This window comes from Campylobacter sp. JH32 (genome assembly GCF_017846535.1).
GTDB lineage: Bacteria > Campylobacterota > Campylobacteria > Campylobacterales > Campylobacteraceae > Campylobacter_D > Campylobacter_D coli.
Genome location: NZ_JAEQBS010000001.1, coordinates 14,371 through 31,338 on the forward strand (window position 1 = coordinate 14,371; position 16,968 = coordinate 31,338).

The following is a 16,968-nucleotide window of genomic DNA, read 5'->3' on the forward strand; positions in this document are numbered from 1 at the left end:
ATCCTTTACCCTGCATATTTATTGATAATTTTTTCACTAACACTATCAGAAATAACAAAATCAGTATGATAAAGCAAGCAAGAACCAGTGCTAACGATCTTTAAGACAAGCTTTTTATTGCCTTTTTCATTTGGATTATGTGCACTTCTTGCTATTTCGTGAATTTCATAAACAAGCTCTCGATTTAATCTTGAAAGATCAAGTTCTATAATATTGTTTTCAAATTCTTTAGGCTCTGCTATAAAATCTTTATTTTCTTGAGTATTTTTCTTGGCGTTAAATTTTTTTACCGCCTTAATCTCTCCTTCTTGAAGCTCCTCTAGAGTTTTAATTGATCTTAAAGCCAAACTATCTAATTTGCCCTCCTCTGCTTTATAGCTTAATAAAAATCCATAAGCCTCATTTTTAGAGGCTTCATTTTTTAAAATATTTTCAATCTCTTCTATATTAGACTCAAAAACCGTCACTTCAAAAGTAGAATAAAAATCCAATATCTCAAGCCTGCCATAACGCTTATTATTTTTACTCATCATAGATTTAAAGCTTTCAATCTTTCCTATACTTAAAATTTCTCCACTGCCTTTAAGTGTTGAAAAATCTATACTTTTTACATAATCTATTTCCTTAAATTTATCATAAAAACGATCGAGTGGGTGTCCTGAAACATAAATTCCCAAAATCTCTTTTTCAAATTCAAGTTTTTCCATAACCTCAAATTCTTCATTCTTAGCCACTATATTAACTTGCAAACCAACAGTTAATTCATCTTCTCCAAAAAGAGAACTTGCTGCATTTTTTCTTGCATCGGCCATTTTTTTAGAGCCTTCGGTTAAATTGTCCATATTATCAAACAAGCACTTTCTCGTATAGCCAAATTCATCAAAAGCACCCGCTTTGATAAGACTTTCTAGGGTTCTTTTGTTGATCTTTGTAGGCTCTATCCTGCTTAAAAAATCATCAATATTTTTAAATTCGCCTCGCTCTCTTGCTTCGAGTAAATTTTCAACTGCAGGAATTCCCACACTTTTAATAGCTCCAAGTCCATAAACAATAGCATCTTTACCATCTTCTTGCTCTACTGCACTAAATTCGCGTATGGCTTTATTAACAGAAGGTGGAAGAAGTTTGATATTCATTTTTTTCATTTCATCGATATAAACAGCGATTTTATCGACATTATTTTCTTCACTTGTTAGCAATGCTGCCATAAATTCACTAGGATAGTAGGTTTTTAAGTACGCTGTTTGAAAAGTGATCAAGGCATAAGCCGCAGAGTGAGATTTGTTAAAACCATATCCTGCAAATTTAACAATCAATTCCCAAAGCTCTTCGGCTTTTACTCTATCATAACCCTGCTTTTCAGCACCATCAGCAAATTCACTTTTTAATTTTTTCATTTTTTCAGGATCTTTTTTGCCCATAGCGCGGCGCACCACATCAGCACCACCTAGTGAAAATCCTCCTATAATCTGAACAATTTGCATAACTTGCTCTTGATAGACAATAATCCCGTATGTAGGCTCTAATACACTTTCAAGAGTATCAAATGGATATTCTATCTTTTTAAGCCCATGTTTCCTATCTATAAAATCATCAAGCATTCCTGATTCCATAGGACCTGGGCGATAAAGAGCAAGAACCGCGATAATATCTTCAAAACGCTCAGGCTTTAATCTTGCATTTAAGTTTTGCATTCCGCCTGATTCTATTTGAAATATTCCTAAGGTATTCCCACTCTGTATGGTTTTATAAACTTTAGCATCGTTTACATCGATAGCTTCCCAGATTATGTCTTTATTGTAACGCTTTTTAATGAGTTTAATAGCATTGTTGATCAAAGTTAAAGTTTTTAAACCCAAGAAATCAAATTTGATTAAGTCTACATCCTCTAAATGATCTTTAGAGTATTGTGTAACTAAATGTCTTTCATCGTTTTTACTCTGTCTAAAAAGAGGAGTTTTTTTCCATAAACTTTCATTAGAAATCACAACACCTGCTGCGTGCATACCTGCATTTCTATTGAGTCCTTCAAGAGCCTTAGCATACTCCCAAACTTCAGGACCCTTTGGATGACGCTCTATAAATTCTTTAATCTTTGGTTCTTTTTCGTAAGCTGCATCAAGAGTGATTTTAAGTTCTTCAGGTATAAGCTTGGCAAGTTCATCTGCATCAGGAATACTCATATCACAAACCCTTGCCACATCACGAATCACTCCACGAGCCAAAAGCTTACCAAAAGTAATAACCTGTGCAACCTTATCGGCTCCGTATTTATCAATCACATAATCAATCACTTCTGCGCGTCTATCTTGACAAAAATCCACATCAATATCGGGCATCGATACGCGTTCTGGATTTAAAAAACGCTCAAAAAGCAAACTATAAGGAATAGGATCTAAATCCGTGATTTTTAAAGAATAAGCGACCAAACTACCCGCAGCTGAACCCCTTCCAGGACCTACAGGAATTCCTTTATCTTTAGCCACTTTGATAAAATCATGAACGATTAGCATATAGCCTGAAAATTTCATTTTTTTTATGATATTGATTTCGACTTCGAGCCTTGTTTTATATTCTTCATGCTTGCTTATATCAACGAATTTTAGCCTTTCCTCAAGTCCTTTTTTGCAAAGCTCATCAAAAACCACATCATCATTATCAAAACTAAATTCTTTACCCTCTTCGGGCAAGCTTATATTATATTCTTTTGCATATTCTCTTGTGAATTTAAAATTTGGCGGAGTGGGATTTCCTAAATTTAGCTCTAAATTACATTTATTAGCAATTTCTTGAGTATTTTCAATAGCTTCAGGTATATCAGCAAAAAGCTCGCTCATTTGCGCTGGAGATTTGACATAAAATTCATGAACACTATGGCGTAAACGATCAGGATCATTCAGCTTTTTGCCCATAGCAATACACATAAATACTTCATGGGCAGCCGCTCTTTCCTTAAAAGTATAATGGGTATCATTTGTAGCAATAATTTTAATATTCAATTCTTTTGAGAGTCTTATAATATCATCGTCTATGGCTCTTTGATCTCCTATACCATGACGCATAATTTCAAAATAAAAATCATCGCCAAAAACTTTTTTATACCATAAAGCCGCTTCCTTAGCCGCTTCATAACCCTTGGCTCCAAAACGAACATTTCTTTCACTATGAATATTTAAATGCCAATTTACCTCACCTTGCAAGCAAGCCGAAGAACAGATAAGCCCTTCGCTATGCTCTTCCAAAAGCTTTTTATTGATGCGTGGATAATAATACAAACCCTTGATATAGCTTTGAGAACTTAGATACATTAAATTTTGATAACCAACCTCATTTTTTGCATATAAGCAAAGATGAAATCTTTGACGCGAGCTTTTATCTGAAATATCTTCATGATTATGCAAATACGCTTCAAGACCTATGATGGGTTTTAATCCCTCAGAACGCATAGTCTGATAAAAATCAATTGCTCCAAACATATTACCATGATCTGTCATGGCTACACTTGTAGCACCCTGCTCTTTAAGGGTTTTAGCTAATTCCTTAAGCTTATTGGCTCCATCAAGTAAAGAATATTCTGTATGCAAATGAAGATGGGTAAATTGGCTCATCGTCTTCCTTGAAAATATAAATACTAAAGATTTTGATAAAAATTATAAATTTTTATTGCTGAATTTGAAAGAATTTATCACTAAAAATTACCTGAAATTTATCATGATAATTTTATCACCATCAGCAAATATATTTTAAAAAATAAAATGGTAAAAGTTTTTAAGATTGAAAGAATGAATCATCTTTCAAGAGATAAAATCACAAAATTTGTTCATATTCTTTGCCAATATAAATTTGGTTATCCTTTTCTATAACAGGGCGTTTAATACAACTTGGATTTTCTAAAATAATATTTTTCAACTCAAGCTCGCTTAAGCTCTCTATCTTGTCTTTATTCAAACCGAGTTTTTTTGAAGTAGTGCCTGCAGTATTGATAATTTCACTAAATCTTTTATATTTAAGCCAGTTTTCAAGCACGCCCAAATCAATCTTTTTAATATCAATAAAATCAAATTCTAGAGCTTTTTTATCTAAAAACTCTAGAGCTTTTTTTACGGAATTACAGTTTTTAATCCCATAGACTTTCATTTTCTTGCCTTTTTAACCAAATCAGCAATCAAAAACGCAAGCTCAAGTGCCTGATCTGCATTAAGTCTTGGATCGCACTGTGTCTCATAGCGTTTTTCTAAACTTTGCGCAGTAACATTACTCGCACCACCCGTACATTCGGTTACATCCTGTCCTGTCATTTCAAGATGAACTCCACCTGCATATACACCTTCGCTCATAGCTATTTCAAAGAAATATCTTACTTCTTGCATGATTTTATCAAATTCACGCGTTTTAAAATCCCCTGCTTTTACCGTATTACCATGCATAGGATCTATACTATAAACTAAATTTAATCCCTCTTTTTTAAGTTTAGAGAAAATTTTAGGCAATTGAGTTGCTATTTTTTCAGCACCCATCCTAATGATGATATTTAATCTACCCTCTTCATTGTTTGGATTTAAAGCATTAGCTAAAGCGATCACATCATCAGCACTTGCATTTGGGCCTATTTTTACTCCTAAAGGATTTCTAACTCCACTTAAAAAGTGTACATGAGCTTCATCAAGACCCCTAGTTCTCTCACCTATCCAAAGCATATGAGCTGAACAATCATAAATTTCACCACTTAAGCTATCCACTCTAGTTAAAGCTTCCTCGTAAGGCAAAAGCAAAGCTTCATGAGAAGTATAGATATCAACTTCTTTTAAGCTTGGAGTATTATAGGTATTAATACCACAGGCCTCCATAAAATCTAAGGCCTGAGAAATTTTCTCACTGATATCGGTGTATTGTTGATGCAGCTCGCTTTTTTTCAAAAAACCTAAATTCCATCGATGCACCTCGTGTAAATTAGCTAATCCCCCTTTAGCAAAACCGCGCAATAAATTTAAAGTAGTAGCACTTTGATAGTAAGCTTCAAGCATTCTATTTGGATCAGGAATTCTAGCTTTTTCATTAAATTCAAAGCCATTAATAATATCACCTCTATAACTTGGAAGCTTTACTCCATTTATCTCTTCATAATCGCTACTTCTTGGCTTAGCAAATTGCCCCGCCATACGACCAATTTTAACAACGGGACAACCACCCGCAAAAGTTAAAACTATAGCCATTTGAAGTAAAATTTTAAACATATCTCGTATATTTACTGCTCCAAAATTTGCAAAACTTTCTGCACAATCTCCACCCTGAAGTAAAAAAGCTTCTTTTCGGCATACTCTTGCTAAAGCACTTTGAAGCTCTCTTACTTCACCTGCAAAAACCAAAGGAGGAAGTTTTTCAAGTTTATTTAAGACTTTATTTAGCTCCTCTTGATTAGAATAAATAGGCTGCTGCTTAATAGAAAAATTTTTCCAAGAATTTTTAGTCCAAGTCATCGTTATTTCCTAAAGATATAATTTTAACTTCCCCTATAGGTTGAGTAACCAAAAGGAGATAAGGTAATAGGTATATGATAATGTTTTTGATCTTTTAAAAGTTCAAAACTTACTTCTACAAAGGGGTAAAAACTATCAACTTTATGTGATATATAATAATCTTTGGTATAAAATTTGAGTTTATAAACTCCAAAAGAACGATTTTCTGTTTTTTCATAGGGAAGAAAATCTGCTATCCTACCATTCTTTTTTGTAAATTTTTCACTTATCTTGACCCATTGTCGATTTTGATCCAAGTTATAAAGCTCTACTTTTACATTAGATGCAGGTTGGCCAGAGTTAATGTCTAAAATATGGGTACTTAACTGATATTCAGTTGCATTTAGAAATATTGGTATGTTTATGAGAGCCAATAAAATTTTTTTTGTAGAAAGCATATTTTTCTCCCTTAATAATATTTTATATATCTAAATCATAACAAAATATTATTAACAATAATAACTAAATAATAAATTTTATAAATTAGTTAAAATATATTTATTTAAAAAACAGAAAGATGCTAAATCTGCAAAATAATAATTTTGCAGATTATTTTTTAAGTTCTTTAATACGTGCTGCTTTACCGCGTCTATCTCTAAGATAGAACAATCTAGCACGACGAACACGACCTTTTCTTACAACAGTAATACTCTCTAAACTTTCGCTATAAATTGGAAAAATTCTTTCTACGCCAACATTATTAGCACCCATTTTGCGAACGATAAAGGTTTCATCTACACCATTACCTCTTCTAGCTATACAAATTCCTTCAAAATTTTGAATTCTAGTTTTATCGCCCTCTTTGATGCGAATTGCAAGTCTTAAAGTATCGCCAGCACGAAATTCTGGAACATTTTTTCCCTCAATTTGTTTTGCTTCAAATTGTTCTATGTATTTATTTTTCATAAAAAATTCCTTATTTTTTGCGTTCATGCTCTAAAAATAAATCTGGACGAAAAAATTTCGTTTTGCAAGACGCTAAAGTAGTTTTTAAAGTCGCAATTTTAGCGTGATTACCCTTTAAAAACTCTGAAGGAGTATAAAATTTCTTAAAATTTTGTTCAAAAATAAAAGGTTTTGCAAATGAAGGAGCTTCTAATAAATCATTTTCGAAACTTTCCTCTTCCAGGCTGCAAGCATTACCCAAAACTCCATTGATATTTCTTGCAATAGCATCACAAAGAGTAAGCGCTGGAAGTTCTCCGCCCGTTAAAATAAAATCTCCTATGCTAAACACTTCATTAGCAAAAATTTCTATTACTCTTTCATCAATGCCTTCATATCTCCCACAAACAAAAACAATATTTTCTTTCTTGCTTAATCTTTTTGCATCTTTTTGATTGAAAGTTTTTCCACTTGGATTTAGAAAAATAAAATAAGGATCTTTTTCACTATCTTTGATAAATTTTAAAGTGTTATAAAGAGGTTTAATTTGCATTAACAAACCAGCTCCACCGCCAATTTTATAATCATCTACTTTATGATAAATATTATCTGTAAAATTTCTTGGGTTTAAAAAGTCGAGTTGAAAAAGCTCTTTTTGAATTGCTCGGGCAAGAATAGAATCTTTAAAATAAAATTCAAGCAAATTGGGAAATAAAGAAACAAAACTAAACTTCATGAATTTTCTAAGATTAAAAAAACATCTTTGGTGCAAAAAATAGAATATTTTTCTATATCAATTTTATTGACATATTTATCAATATAGGGAATAAAAAAAGTTTTAGCATAAGCTTTATCAATTAACTCTTGATCGCTTTGAATTTCAAATAAATAAGAATCTCCTACTTCAAGAATATCCACCACTTTCCCCAACCTTCGCTCATCATCGAATACTTCGCATTTTAAAATATCAAAATAAAAAAATTCATCCTTTTTCAATATGCAAGTTTGTCTTGTAGCTTCAATACTTTGATAAAGAATTAGATTAATAAGCTGTTTTGCAGCTTCAACATTCTCATAACCTTCAAACAAAACAGAAGAGTTAGCTAAATTGTAGTGTTTAATTTTCAACTGACTTTTGCCATTTTCAGTGAAAAAAGAAGCTCCTTTTTTAAATTGCTGGATAAAGTCACTTAGGTTGTAAAGTTTTAAATACCCTTTAAGTCCAACAGTTTTTCCAAGTTTGGCAACTTGAATAAAATTTCTTTCACTCAAGTGCTTTAACCGTTACACGATAACTCATTGAATCTTTGCTTTTACAAGCTGAGACAACTGTTTTTATTGCATTGATCATTTTTCCATTTTTGCCGATAAGCTTACCGGTATCAATTTTATCAGCATAAAGTATAATTTCAGCAAAATTTTCATCAAGCTTTATTTTTTCTGTTGCAATTTTATCCGGATAATCTGCTATGAGTTTAGCGTATTCTCTTAAAAAATTTTCTACCATGAAATTTATTTACTAGTAATAGAAGCTACTTTATCACTAAGTTTTGCACCAACGCTTTTCCAATAAGCTAGACGCTCAGAGTCAAATTTTACCACTTCAGGCTCAACCATAGGATTATAATATCCAATGCTTTCTATCCATCCGCCATCACGACGTTTTCTACTATCTGTTACTACTATACGATAAAATGGTCTTTTAGTTCTTCCCATTCTTGTAAGTCTAATTACTGTCATATACACTCCTTAAAAATAAAAATTTTTTAACTATAGATACTATTAAAAGTATTTATAGATAAAAAATCTAAAATTGTCTTCTAGCTTGATTCATCATTTGCATTAAACTATCCATACCCTTTTTTCCTGAAAATCTCTTAGCAAGTTTAGCAGCATTTGCAAATTGTTTTAAAAAGCGATTAACTTCAACTTGAGACAATCCAGCGCCTTCTGCTATACGACGCTTTCTAGCATTATTAAGTAAATCTGGATTTTCTCTTTCTTTTGGCGTCATAGATGAAATCATGGCTTTAATATGTATAATTTCTTTAGAATTATCCAAATCAAGATCTTTTACACTTGAAGCAACATTAGAAAGTCCAGGTATCATTCCTATAATAGACTTCATACTACCCAATTTTTTAACACTTTCCATTTGAGTTAAAAAATCATTGAAATTAAACTCGCCTTTTTTGATTTTTTGATTTAATTTCTTAGCCTCTTTTTCATCGATAAAGGCCGCAGTTTTTTCAGCTAAAGTTGCCAAATCGCCTTCACCCATTATACGATTAACTATTCTTTCAGGAATAAAAATTTCTAAATCCGCTATCTTTTCACCCACGCCTACAAATCTTAAAGGGATTCCAATTTGCTTCGTAATACCTAAAGCTATACCCCCTTTGGTATCTGCATCAAATTTAGATAAAATAACTCCTGTAATACCCAAAAGCTCATTGAAACTTGAGGCTGTTTTAACACCATCTTGTCCACTCATAGCATCAGCGACATAGAAAATTTCATCTGGATTTAAAACATTTTTTACCGCTTTTAATTCATTCATTAAAGCCTCATCAATAGCCAATCTTCCTGCAGTATCGACTAGCAATACATCTGCCATAGAATTTTTTGCTTTTTCTAAAGCTTGTTGTGCCACTTTAATCGGATCTTTTTCATTTTCGATATAAAAAAGATCTAACTCATTAGCTTCACAAAGCTGTTTAAGTTGCTCTACTGCAGCCAAACGCTGTAAATCACAAGCAGCTATTAAAACTTTTTTATTGCGAAGTTTTAGATAGTTGGCAAGCTTAACCGTACTTGTGGTTTTACCTCCACCTTGTAGACCCACCATTAAAACAACAGTTGGAGGCTTAGTAGCAAAAACAAAACCTTGATTTTTTCCATCAGCATTCAAAATATTTTCTAAATTGGTTTTAATAGCTTCTAAAAATTGCTTTTGTCCTATGCCATTTTTTTTAACATCTTCTTCAATAAGCAAAAGCAAATCTTTAACCACTTTATGGTGTACATCTGCTTTTAGTAAGGCTTTTTTTAAGGTATCTAAAGCATTTTTAAGCGCTTTTTCATCATCAACAAAACGAAGTTTATTAATCGCTGATTTAAAAGATTCGCTGACTAATTCAAACACTTTATTACCTTTCTATTATTTTTAAATTTTAAGTTGAGTATTATACAAAATCTTTTCTTAAATGGCTTTAAAAATCTAAATTTTTTATCTCAAAACCAAGCTTTGAAAAGCTAGAATCTAATTCTGCCTTAAATTGATAATTTAAAATTCGAATTTCATGACTATGCAAATACATCCTATCACTTGAAATTTTAGCATATTTTTCATCTCCTATAATTCCATGCTTGATAAATTTAGCATGCACTCTTATTTGATGGGTTCTGCCTGTTTTAATGATAATTTTAGCCAAAGTTTTTTTAGCTTGCATCATAATAGGAGTAAAAATACTGACCGCGCTTAAACCCTCTTTAGAAATTTTGCTCAAAGCTCCATTCTTAGTCTTTATGGTTAATATAGGCTCATCAATCTCAATTTCTTCTGCTAAAATTCCATCCAAAACAGCTATATAGCTTTTATAAACTCTTTGTTTTTTAAACTCTTCAATGCATATTTTTCGAAAATCTTCATTTTTACAAAGCAGTATAACACCACTAGTTTCTTTATCAAGACGGTTAAGTAACTTTGCATTGAATTTTTTTTCAAGTTCTTCACTGATATAAGCATAGGGTTTATTTATGGCTATGATATTTTCATCTTCAAAAATTACTTTAGGCTTGCTAGTTTTTACAATGCTAAATTTCGTCTTATCACTCATCAAAGCTCTTGCTACAACTACCTTTTTACCATGAGAAAAAACGCAACCCTTATCTATCAAATCTTTTGCTTCGCGGTTTGAAATATTTTCTTGCAAAGCTAAAAGTTTATATGCTTTTTCTTGCATCAATACCTTCCTGTATAGCTTGTATTATGGTTGATAAATCATTATTTTGTGCTATTTTTGCTTTTAAATTGTAATTATGAATTATACCATCAAGTTCTTTTAAGTCTTCACAAAAATAGACATTATCCACTTCTTGAAATAAACTTTTTTGATTATGTATATAAATCCCACTTATCAATACATTATTAAAATGAGCCACCTCTATGGGATTATGTCCTCCTATCCCCTCAAAAAAAGAACCTCCCAGTACAACTACATCTGAAATGGCGTAAAAATTTACAAGCTCACCCAAACAATCTAATAATAAAATATCTTGATTAAATTTTTTATCTTCATTTTGCAATAAACTAAATTTATCAAATTTTAAACCTTTATCGTGCAATAATTGTTCCACTTCTAAAAAACGCTCAGGATGCCTTGGAGCGATGATTAATTTCTCTTGTTTATCCATTTTATAATGCTTGAGTAAAAGTTCTTCTTCACCCTTATGAGTGCTTGCAAAAATAATCAATTTTTGCTTAGGTTTAAGGTATTTTTGTGTAGGAAATATTTGCAATTTGGATTTAATATTTGAAAAAATTTTAACATTTTTAGCACCCAAATCTTCTAATCTTATTTTATCCACCTCACTTTGTGCAAAAACTTCATCTATATAACAAAAAATTTTCTTATAAAAAAATCTAAATTTTTTATAGCTTGCATATGAATTATCTGAAATTCTAGCATTTAGCAAAATAACCTTACTTTTTTGAAGCTTTGCTATAAAAACGAGCATTAACCAATACTCGGCTTCAAAAATCACTAATACCTTGCTAGGTTTGAGCCAAAATGGAATCCAATTTTCAAAAGCAAGATAATTTACCTTATTGCAAATTTCTTTAGCATAATCATAACCCGTCTGTGTAATAGTCGTAATTCTTGAATCAAATCTTAAAACAAGCTCTTTGACACTTCTTGCTTCTCCATATGAGCAAACATGAAAATGCACATCCGATCTTTTTTGAGATATATTACGAAAGAGAAAAAATCTAGCCTTTAAGCTATATTTATATTTTGGCTTAAATAAAGAAAGTAAAAAAAGTGGGATAGCGCAGAGTAAAAAAGCTATCCACACTAAAATATAATAAAGAAAAATCAATTTTGATCTTCTTGCTCTTTATATAAAATTCTTCCACAATGAGGACAAGTTATAATCTCTTCACCCTTAATCACTGATAAATAAGTTTTATCATAAATTTTCATAAAGCAGCCATAACAAGCCTGTTTTTTAACGGGAACTACGGCTGTATTTTTAGCCCATTTTCTAATCTTTTCATAAAAGCTTAAAACTTTTTGATTCATCTCTGCAACTAATTTAGTCTTTTTAGTATAAACATTCATTCTTTCTTTCTCCAAGCCATCCATTTGAGAACTAATGCTTACTCTTATTTCATCTAAATTTTGCTCCTCTTTTGCTCTTTCTTCCAAAAGTTCTTTTTTGAAAAGCTCTTTATTTTCTAAAATTTTATCCAAACGAACAATCTCATCATTAGCCGCATCAAGCTGCTCTTTAGCGATATCTTCTTCGATTTTTAAAGCATTTGCTTCTTTTTCTGTCTTAACAGCTCCACTCTTTTTAGAAAGCTCTTTGATTTTAGCTGAAAACTCTGAAATATGAGCATTATTTTGAACTTTTTGATTTTCTACATCTTGAATTTCATTTTCTAAATTATTTAATTCAACATTAAATTTAGCAATCTTATTTTCAGCATCTTTTAAAGTCTTGCTAATACTTTCCATCTTCGGTTCAAAGCTGTCAATTTCTTGATCTATTTTTGATAAAAGCACTAATTGTTCGAGATATTTATTCATTTATTTTCCTTAAAAATATTGAAATGGATTTTTTGAAACTGTTATTATAACTTTTAGCGGCAAATTTTTCAAGTGTTTTGCTAAACATTGAGCAAAATAGCGTTCGCTCTCAAAATGTCCTAAATCAATCAAATTTAGATGATTGCTTATGGCTTCTAAGGCTTGATGGTATTTAAAATCGCCACTTAAATAGCAATCTGCCTTAACTTCATTTAACAAATCTCCCCCACTCCCTGTGCAAACAGCTAAGCGTTTCAAATATTCTTTTCCACAAAAACTTGTTCTTAGAATTTCTAAATTTAAACGCTTTTTAACCACAATACAAAGCTCTTCAAAACTCATATCTACATCTATATAAGCTAAAAATTTATTTTTAGAAGAAATTTCAAATCCCAAAATTTCTTCTATAAAATAAGTATTTAAATGGCTAATATCAAAATTAGTATGCATAGAAATTAAAGAAAGATTTTTTCTAAGCATTTCCTTAACAAAAGCTCTAGGATAGGCTGAATTTGCCAAATCCTTCAAGTCTTTAAAAATTAAAGGATGATGCGTGATAAATAAGGAATTTTCTTCTGCATTTTGGATCAACTGCTCATCTATATCAAGGCTTAGATAAACATTATGAATTTCATCGTTAAAATTCCCAAGTAAAAGACCGCTATTATCCCAAATTTCTTGAGTTTCAAAAGGGCTTAGCTTGTCTAAAAAATTATAAATTTCAATCAGTTTCATCTAAATTTTTCTTATAAATTTCAGCACAAGTTTTCGAAAGCTCGCGAATTTTTAGCATATAATCTTGTCTTTGTGCAACAGAAATAGCACCCCTTGCATCAAGCAAGTTAAAAGTATGAGCTGCAAGCATACAATAATCATAAGCAGGCAAAGCCAATCCCTGTTCTAAAATACTTTTACATTCTTTATAAGTATTTTCAAATTGCTGATTTAAAAAATCTACATTGCTGATTTCAAAATTATATTTACTAAATTCATACTCGCTGCGCTTATGCACATCTGCGTATTTAATTTTTTCCCCATTAAATTCGCTCCAAACAATATCATAAACATTATCTACATTTTGGAGATACATAGCAATTCTTTCAAGCCCATAAGTGATTTCAGCACTTACCAAATCTACTGCGATTCCACCAACTTGTTGAAAATAGGTAAATTGAGTTACTTCCATACCATCAAGCCAAACTTCCCAACCAAGACCCCAAGCGCCAAGACTTGGACTCTCCCAATTGTCTTCAACAAAACGCACATCATGGCTTTTAAGATCAAAACCTAAATTTTCAAGGCTTTTTAAATAAAGCTCTTGAATATTATCAGGACTTGGCTTCATTAGGACTTGAAATTGATAATAAGCCCCAAGACGATTAGGATTTTCTCCATATCTTCCATCTGTTGGACGACGAGAAGGAGCCACATAAGCTGTAGCCCAAGGTTTTTTACCTAGACTTCTTAAAAAAGTTGCTGGATGGAAAGTTCCAGCTCCTGCTGGCATATCGTAAGGCTGCATGATTGCACAACCTTGTTTTTGCCAAAACTCTTGTAAATTTAATATCATCTGAGAAAAAGTCATTTTAACCTTCTTTATTTTCATTTAATTTTTCATTTGCTGTACTAGAATTTTCATCTTTTTTCATTTCCAAATCAGGCTCAGTTCTTGCCCCAAAAATTTCAGCTGTCTTACTCCACATAAGCTTATATTTACGTTTTAAAAATTCTATTTCTTCTCGGGCGTGTTTTAATTCATGATTTAAAGTTTCAATAGTTTTTCTATCTTCATCATAAAGCTCTTGCATTGAATAAAGTGCATCTTTTAAAAATTTATTTTCATTTTTTAAAGCATCAAGAGTTTCATCCTTTGCATCTAAAACCTTCTCATGCAAATTTAAAATTGTTCCTATAGTCTTTTCTACAAAGCTTTCTCCTGCCAAAGTCATAGAATTTACCATAGCAGGCTTTGAGTTAGAAGCACTTGGAACAACGCTAAAAGTTCCTTGGTTTGCTTCGATATAAATTTTTCCCTCTTCTTCTTTGAAATTTAAAGCACCATTTGCCATCATTCCCTTTACAACATCTTCATTTAAATGCACAAGTTTACAAAATTCTTGGAGCTCTAAATAAGTTTGCATTTTCATCCTTTTTTACAATAAAACTTCTACACTCTTAGAATCACTGATTAAGTTTTCTTCTTGATTTTTTCTATCTTGCTTTAAAGCTTTTGCTAAAGTTTCATCATTAAGAGCAAGAATTTGCATAGCTAAATAAGCTGCATTTTTAGCTCCTGCTTTGCCAACTGCTAAAGTTCCCACAGGAATTCCACCTGGCATTTGCACGGTTGAAAATAAAGAATCCATACTCGCTAAAGCACTTCCAGGCATAGGTACTCCCAAAACAGGTTTGGTTGTATAAGCTGCAACTGCTCCTGCTAAATGCGCTGCCATCCCAGCAGCTGCGATAAAAACTTTAGCTCCTTTTTCTTCTGCTTCTTTAATATATTCCTTAGTTCGCTTTGGACTACGGTGAGCAGAACTGATAATGAGTTCATATTTTACACCAAATTTTTCAAGCGTTTTGGCACATTCGCTCATGATTTCATAATCACTCTTGCTTCCCATCATAATTGATACAAATTTCATCCAATTTCCTTTCTTAAAAAACTAAAACTGCTGATTTTATTTGGCATTTTGATTTCGTTTTCGTTTCCGCTATGAATTTCGTTGAATTCTTTATTGTTTTTAGAAATAAGTTTTTTAAATTCTACAAAATATTTATCTTCTTTTTTATAAATCTTACCCAATTTATTATCACAAGTCTCAATTTCATCACCTAAAGGCATTAAAATTTCATAAGCTTTGTTTAAAACAACCTTGCCCTTGCATTTAAAATACTCTCCATCCTCAACGATAGCATGTACTTGATGAGTACCCTCTTCTATGCTCGTATCGTGATTTTGTGTATCTGCTTTTTCTAAAGGGCGTGAGACAAGATAACCGTCTGTAAAACCGCGATTTTTAAGCGTAGCAATTTCTTTTTCATACTTACTTGCCTCAAATTTACCTTCTAAAACATCTTGTATGGCCATTTTGTAAGTTCTAGTTGTAAGTGCAACATAATACTCACTTTTAGTACGGCCCTCTATTTTAAATGCGCTTATGCAATCTTCTTTCATAATTTTTTCTATGTAAGAGCATAAATTTAAGTCTTTAGAGTTAAATACATGGGTACCATTTTCATCTTCTTCTAAACGAAAAAGTACTCCATTTTCAGGATTTTTTGCATAAAGTTCGTAATTAAATCTACAATCATTAGCACAAGAGCCACGATTACTCATTCTTCCGCTTTGAACCGAGCTGATCAAACAGCGACCCGAGTAAGCAAAACACATCGATCCATGCACAAAAGCTTCTAGCTCAATATCGCAATTTTCTTTTAAACTTTTAGCATCTTTAAGACTCAACTCTCTTGCGATAACTACTCGTTTTGCACCCATATTTTTATAAACTCTTGCGTCAAGATAGTTTAAAACATTAGCTTGAGTAGATACATGCAAGGCTATTTCAGGAGCTAACTCTCGAACCAAAGCCATTGCACCCACTGAAGCTACTATAAAAGCATCGGGTTTCATCTCTTTAAGCTTTAAAATATGTTTTTTTAAAGATTCTATTTGTCCACCCAAGTGAAAACCATTTAAAGTAACATAAACCTTTTTGCCTCTTTGGTGGGTATACTCAATAGCTTCTTCAAAACTCTCATAATTAAATTCTCTAGCAGTGCGAGAGCGCAAAGAAAAATTATTTACCCCTGCGTAAACTGCATCAGCTCCATAAGCTAAAGCGATTTTTAATTTTGCAAAATTTCCCGCAGGAGCTACAATCTCTGGAATAATCATTTTTGACCCAAACTTGCTATAAGCGCTTCTATATCATCATTGCTTACAATATCAGTAGTAGAATCACCTTCAATATGAACTGCAGAACTCACTCGTTTCTTATCATCAATCCTACCTTCAAACAAAGAACTCATATAGCGACTCAAGGCACGCATTACATTGATAACGCGCTCTATTTTTTGACGGTGAATATCTTGATATTGCATAGCATCCATTGCCATCATTACTTCATCTTGTCCACATTGCAACTTATCAATAATTTCTTGACTTGTTTTTTTCACTTTTGAATTTAACTGCAAAGCTTCATTAAAACTGACAACATTTGGAAATTTCTCATTTAGTTTTGAAAATATTTCAATATTTTTAGCTAATACTTTATCAATCTCACTAAACAAATTTTCAGAATCTGCAAAGAAATTATTGATACTTTCTAGCTTATCCATCATCTCAGTAGCTTTTAACTCACTGTCTTTAGTAACATCATCAAGTTGATGAACTACCTTATGTTCTTGATTTGGTGGTGGTGGTGGCCATACAACACTAGGATCTGGTTTATAATCAGACACCTTTACATCTTCTAGCATTAATCCTTCTTCAGATTCTATATTGTGAGACTCTGTTTCGCTTTTAATGTTAGACTCTGCATCCTCATCAAAATTTACATCACCATTCATCAAGGCGTCAAGTTCTTCTTGAGTCATTTTTTTCCTTTTTTAAACCTAGATTTTGTTTTAGTACTACGATTATAATCAAATTTATCTAAAATGAAAATATAAATTTAAATTTTCATAGTTTTGTAAGTAAATTTCAAAAAATGATTAAAAAAATATATTAATTAAACCTGAATTAA

General features: G+C 31.7%; 19 protein-coding genes. All 19 read right to left on the reverse strand.

Annotation, left to right across the window (positions count from 1 at the left end):
* Positions 1-5: 5 nt before the first annotated feature.
* Positions 6-3,608 (reverse strand): DNA polymerase III subunit alpha, encoded by a 3,603-nt coding sequence (gene dnaE, locus KAR67_RS00075; RefSeq protein ID WP_002784209.1) that lies wholly within the window; start codon positions 3,606-3,608, stop codon positions 6-8.
* 199 nt (positions 3,609-3,807) lie between these two features.
* On the reverse strand, positions 3,808-4,137 hold the full coding sequence (locus KAR67_RS00080; RefSeq protein WP_002776527.1) for a Spx/MgsR family RNA polymerase-binding regulatory protein: 330 nt from the start codon (positions 4,135-4,137) through the stop codon (positions 3,808-3,810).
* Entirely contained in the window at positions 4,134-5,477 is a 1,344-nt protein-coding gene (locus KAR67_RS00085; RefSeq protein ID WP_002776512.1) for a 3-deoxy-7-phosphoheptulonate synthase class II, read from the reverse strand. Before KAR67_RS00085 ends, KAR67_RS00080 begins: the two co-directional genes overlap by 4 nt.
* 23 nt (positions 5,478-5,500) lie before the next feature.
* Positions 5,501-5,914, reverse strand: a complete 414-nt coding sequence (gene uraH / locus KAR67_RS00090; protein WP_002776509.1) for a hydroxyisourate hydrolase — start codon at positions 5,912-5,914, stop codon at positions 5,501-5,503.
* 151 nt (positions 5,915-6,065) lie between these two features.
* On the reverse strand, positions 6,066-6,422 hold the full coding sequence (rplS, locus tag KAR67_RS00095) for a 50S ribosomal protein L19 (protein ID WP_002776507.1): 357 nt from the start codon (positions 6,420-6,422) through the stop codon (positions 6,066-6,068).
* A 10-nt stretch (positions 6,423-6,432) separates the two neighbouring features.
* The gene (trmD, locus tag KAR67_RS00100) at positions 6,433-7,137 is read right to left on the reverse strand and encodes a tRNA (guanosine(37)-N1)-methyltransferase TrmD (protein ID WP_002776505.1); all 705 of its coding nucleotides are present in this window, start codon (positions 7,135-7,137) and stop codon (positions 6,433-6,435) included.
* Positions 7,134-7,673, reverse strand: a complete 540-nt coding sequence (rimM, locus tag KAR67_RS00105; RefSeq protein WP_002776503.1) for a ribosome maturation factor RimM — start codon at positions 7,671-7,673, stop codon at positions 7,134-7,136. The genes trmD and rimM overlap by 4 nt, the downstream gene beginning before the upstream one ends.
* On the reverse strand, positions 7,666-7,908 hold the full coding sequence (locus KAR67_RS00110) for a KH domain-containing protein (RefSeq protein WP_002776501.1): 243 nt from the start codon (positions 7,906-7,908) through the stop codon (positions 7,666-7,668). Before KAR67_RS00110 ends, rimM begins: the two co-directional genes overlap by 8 nt.
* A gap of 5 nt (positions 7,909-7,913) precedes the next feature.
* Entirely contained in the window at positions 7,914-8,141 is a 228-nt protein-coding gene (rpsP, locus tag KAR67_RS00115; protein WP_002776499.1) for a 30S ribosomal protein S16, read from the reverse strand.
* Positions 8,142-8,208: 67 nt separating this feature from the next.
* Positions 8,209-9,546 carry a signal recognition particle protein gene (gene ffh / locus KAR67_RS00120; protein WP_002842816.1) on the reverse strand — a complete coding sequence of 446 codons (1,338 nt, stop codon included), beginning with the start codon at positions 9,544-9,546 and terminating at the stop codon, positions 8,209-8,211.
* A 67-nt stretch (positions 9,547-9,613) separates the two neighbouring features.
* The gene (locus KAR67_RS00125) at positions 9,614-10,366 is read right to left on the reverse strand and encodes an RluA family pseudouridine synthase (protein WP_002781565.1); all 753 of its coding nucleotides are present in this window, start codon (positions 10,364-10,366) and stop codon (positions 9,614-9,616) included.
* Complete coding sequence (gene waaA, locus KAR67_RS00130) at positions 10,347-11,504, reverse strand: lipid IV(A) 3-deoxy-D-manno-octulosonic acid transferase (protein WP_002781567.1); 1,158 nt, start codon at positions 11,502-11,504, stop codon at positions 10,347-10,349. The genes KAR67_RS00125 and waaA overlap by 20 nt, the downstream gene beginning before the upstream one ends.
* The gene (locus KAR67_RS00135; protein ID WP_002776489.1) at positions 11,501-12,217 is read right to left on the reverse strand and encodes a zinc ribbon domain-containing protein; all 717 of its coding nucleotides are present in this window, start codon (positions 12,215-12,217) and stop codon (positions 11,501-11,503) included. The genes waaA and KAR67_RS00135 overlap by 4 nt, the downstream gene beginning before the upstream one ends.
* Before the next feature lie 9 nt (positions 12,218-12,226).
* Positions 12,227-12,952 carry a Nif3-like dinuclear metal center hexameric protein gene (locus KAR67_RS00140; RefSeq protein ID WP_131235526.1) on the reverse strand — a complete coding sequence of 242 codons (726 nt, stop codon included), beginning with the start codon at positions 12,950-12,952 and terminating at the stop codon, positions 12,227-12,229.
* A complete protein-coding gene (gene glyQ, locus KAR67_RS00145; protein ID WP_002776485.1) occupies positions 12,939-13,802 on the reverse strand; it encodes a glycine--tRNA ligase subunit alpha in 864 nt (287 codons plus the stop codon). The genes KAR67_RS00140 and glyQ overlap by 14 nt, the downstream gene beginning before the upstream one ends.
* Position 13,803: 1 nt before the next feature.
* Positions 13,804-14,358, reverse strand: coding sequence for a DUF3972 domain-containing protein (locus KAR67_RS00150; protein ID WP_002776483.1), 555 nt, complete (start codon positions 14,356-14,358; stop codon positions 13,804-13,806).
* Between the two features lie 12 nt (positions 14,359-14,370).
* Complete coding sequence (gene purE, locus KAR67_RS00155; RefSeq protein ID WP_002784218.1) at positions 14,371-14,865, reverse strand: 5-(carboxyamino)imidazole ribonucleotide mutase; 495 nt, start codon at positions 14,863-14,865, stop codon at positions 14,371-14,373.
* On the reverse strand, positions 14,862-16,118 hold the full coding sequence (locus tag KAR67_RS00160; protein ID WP_002776479.1) for a peptidase U32 family protein: 1,257 nt from the start codon (positions 16,116-16,118) through the stop codon (positions 14,862-14,864). The genes purE and KAR67_RS00160 overlap by 4 nt, the downstream gene beginning before the upstream one ends.
* A complete protein-coding gene (locus KAR67_RS00165) occupies positions 16,115-16,819 on the reverse strand; it encodes a chemotaxis protein (RefSeq protein WP_002776477.1) in 705 nt (234 codons plus the stop codon). Before KAR67_RS00165 ends, KAR67_RS00160 begins: the two co-directional genes overlap by 4 nt.
* Positions 16,820-16,968 lie beyond the last annotated feature (149 nt).

What these genes read in the sequence shown, in the direction of transcription:
- dnaE (WP_002784209.1), bottom strand. Translation starts at nt 3,608, where the DNA reads ATGAGCCAATTTACCCATCTTCATTTGCATACAGAATATTCTTTACTT.
- KAR67_RS00080 (WP_002776527.1), bottom strand. Translation starts at nt 4,137, where the DNA reads ATGAAAGTCTATGGGATTAAAAACTGTAATTCCGTAAAAAAAGCTCTA.
- KAR67_RS00085 (WP_002776512.1), bottom strand. Translation starts at nt 5,477, where the DNA reads ATGACTTGGACTAAAAATTCTTGGAAAAATTTTTCTATTAAGCAGCAG.
- uraH (WP_002776509.1), bottom strand. Translation starts at nt 5,914, where the DNA reads ATGCTTTCTACAAAAAAAATTTTATTGGCTCTCATAAACATACCAATA.
- rplS (WP_002776507.1), bottom strand. Translation starts at nt 6,422, where the DNA reads ATGAAAAATAAATACATAGAACAATTTGAAGCAAAACAAATTGAGGGA.
- trmD (WP_002776505.1), bottom strand. Translation starts at nt 7,137, where the DNA reads ATGAAGTTTAGTTTTGTTTCTTTATTTCCCAATTTGCTTGAATTTTAT.
- KAR67_RS00110 (WP_002776501.1), bottom strand. Translation starts at nt 7,908, where the DNA reads ATGGTAGAAAATTTTTTAAGAGAATACGCTAAACTCATAGCAGATTAT.
- rpsP (WP_002776499.1), bottom strand. Translation starts at nt 8,141, where the DNA reads ATGACAGTAATTAGACTTACAAGAATGGGAAGAACTAAAAGACCATTT.
- KAR67_RS00125 (WP_002781565.1), bottom strand. Translation starts at nt 10,366, where the DNA reads ATGCAAGAAAAAGCATATAAACTTTTAGCTTTGCAAGAAAATATTTCA.
- KAR67_RS00135 (WP_002776489.1), bottom strand. Translation starts at nt 12,217, where the DNA reads ATGAATAAATATCTCGAACAATTAGTGCTTTTATCAAAAATAGATCAA.
- KAR67_RS00140 (WP_131235526.1), bottom strand. Translation starts at nt 12,952, where the DNA reads ATGAAACTGATTGAAATTTATAATTTTTTAGACAAGCTAAGCCCTTTT.
- glyQ (WP_002776485.1), bottom strand. Translation starts at nt 13,802, where the DNA reads ATGACTTTTTCTCAGATGATATTAAATTTACAAGAGTTTTGGCAAAAA.
- KAR67_RS00150 (WP_002776483.1), bottom strand. Translation starts at nt 14,358, where the DNA reads ATGCAAACTTATTTAGAGCTCCAAGAATTTTGTAAACTTGTGCATTTA.
- purE (WP_002784218.1), bottom strand. Translation starts at nt 14,865, where the DNA reads ATGAAATTTGTATCAATTATGATGGGAAGCAAGAGTGATTATGAAATC.
- KAR67_RS00160 (WP_002776479.1), bottom strand. Translation starts at nt 16,118, where the DNA reads ATGATTATTCCAGAGATTGTAGCTCCTGCGGGAAATTTTGCAAAATTA.
- KAR67_RS00165 (WP_002776477.1), bottom strand. Translation starts at nt 16,819, where the DNA reads ATGACTCAAGAAGAACTTGACGCCTTGATGAATGGTGATGTAAATTTT.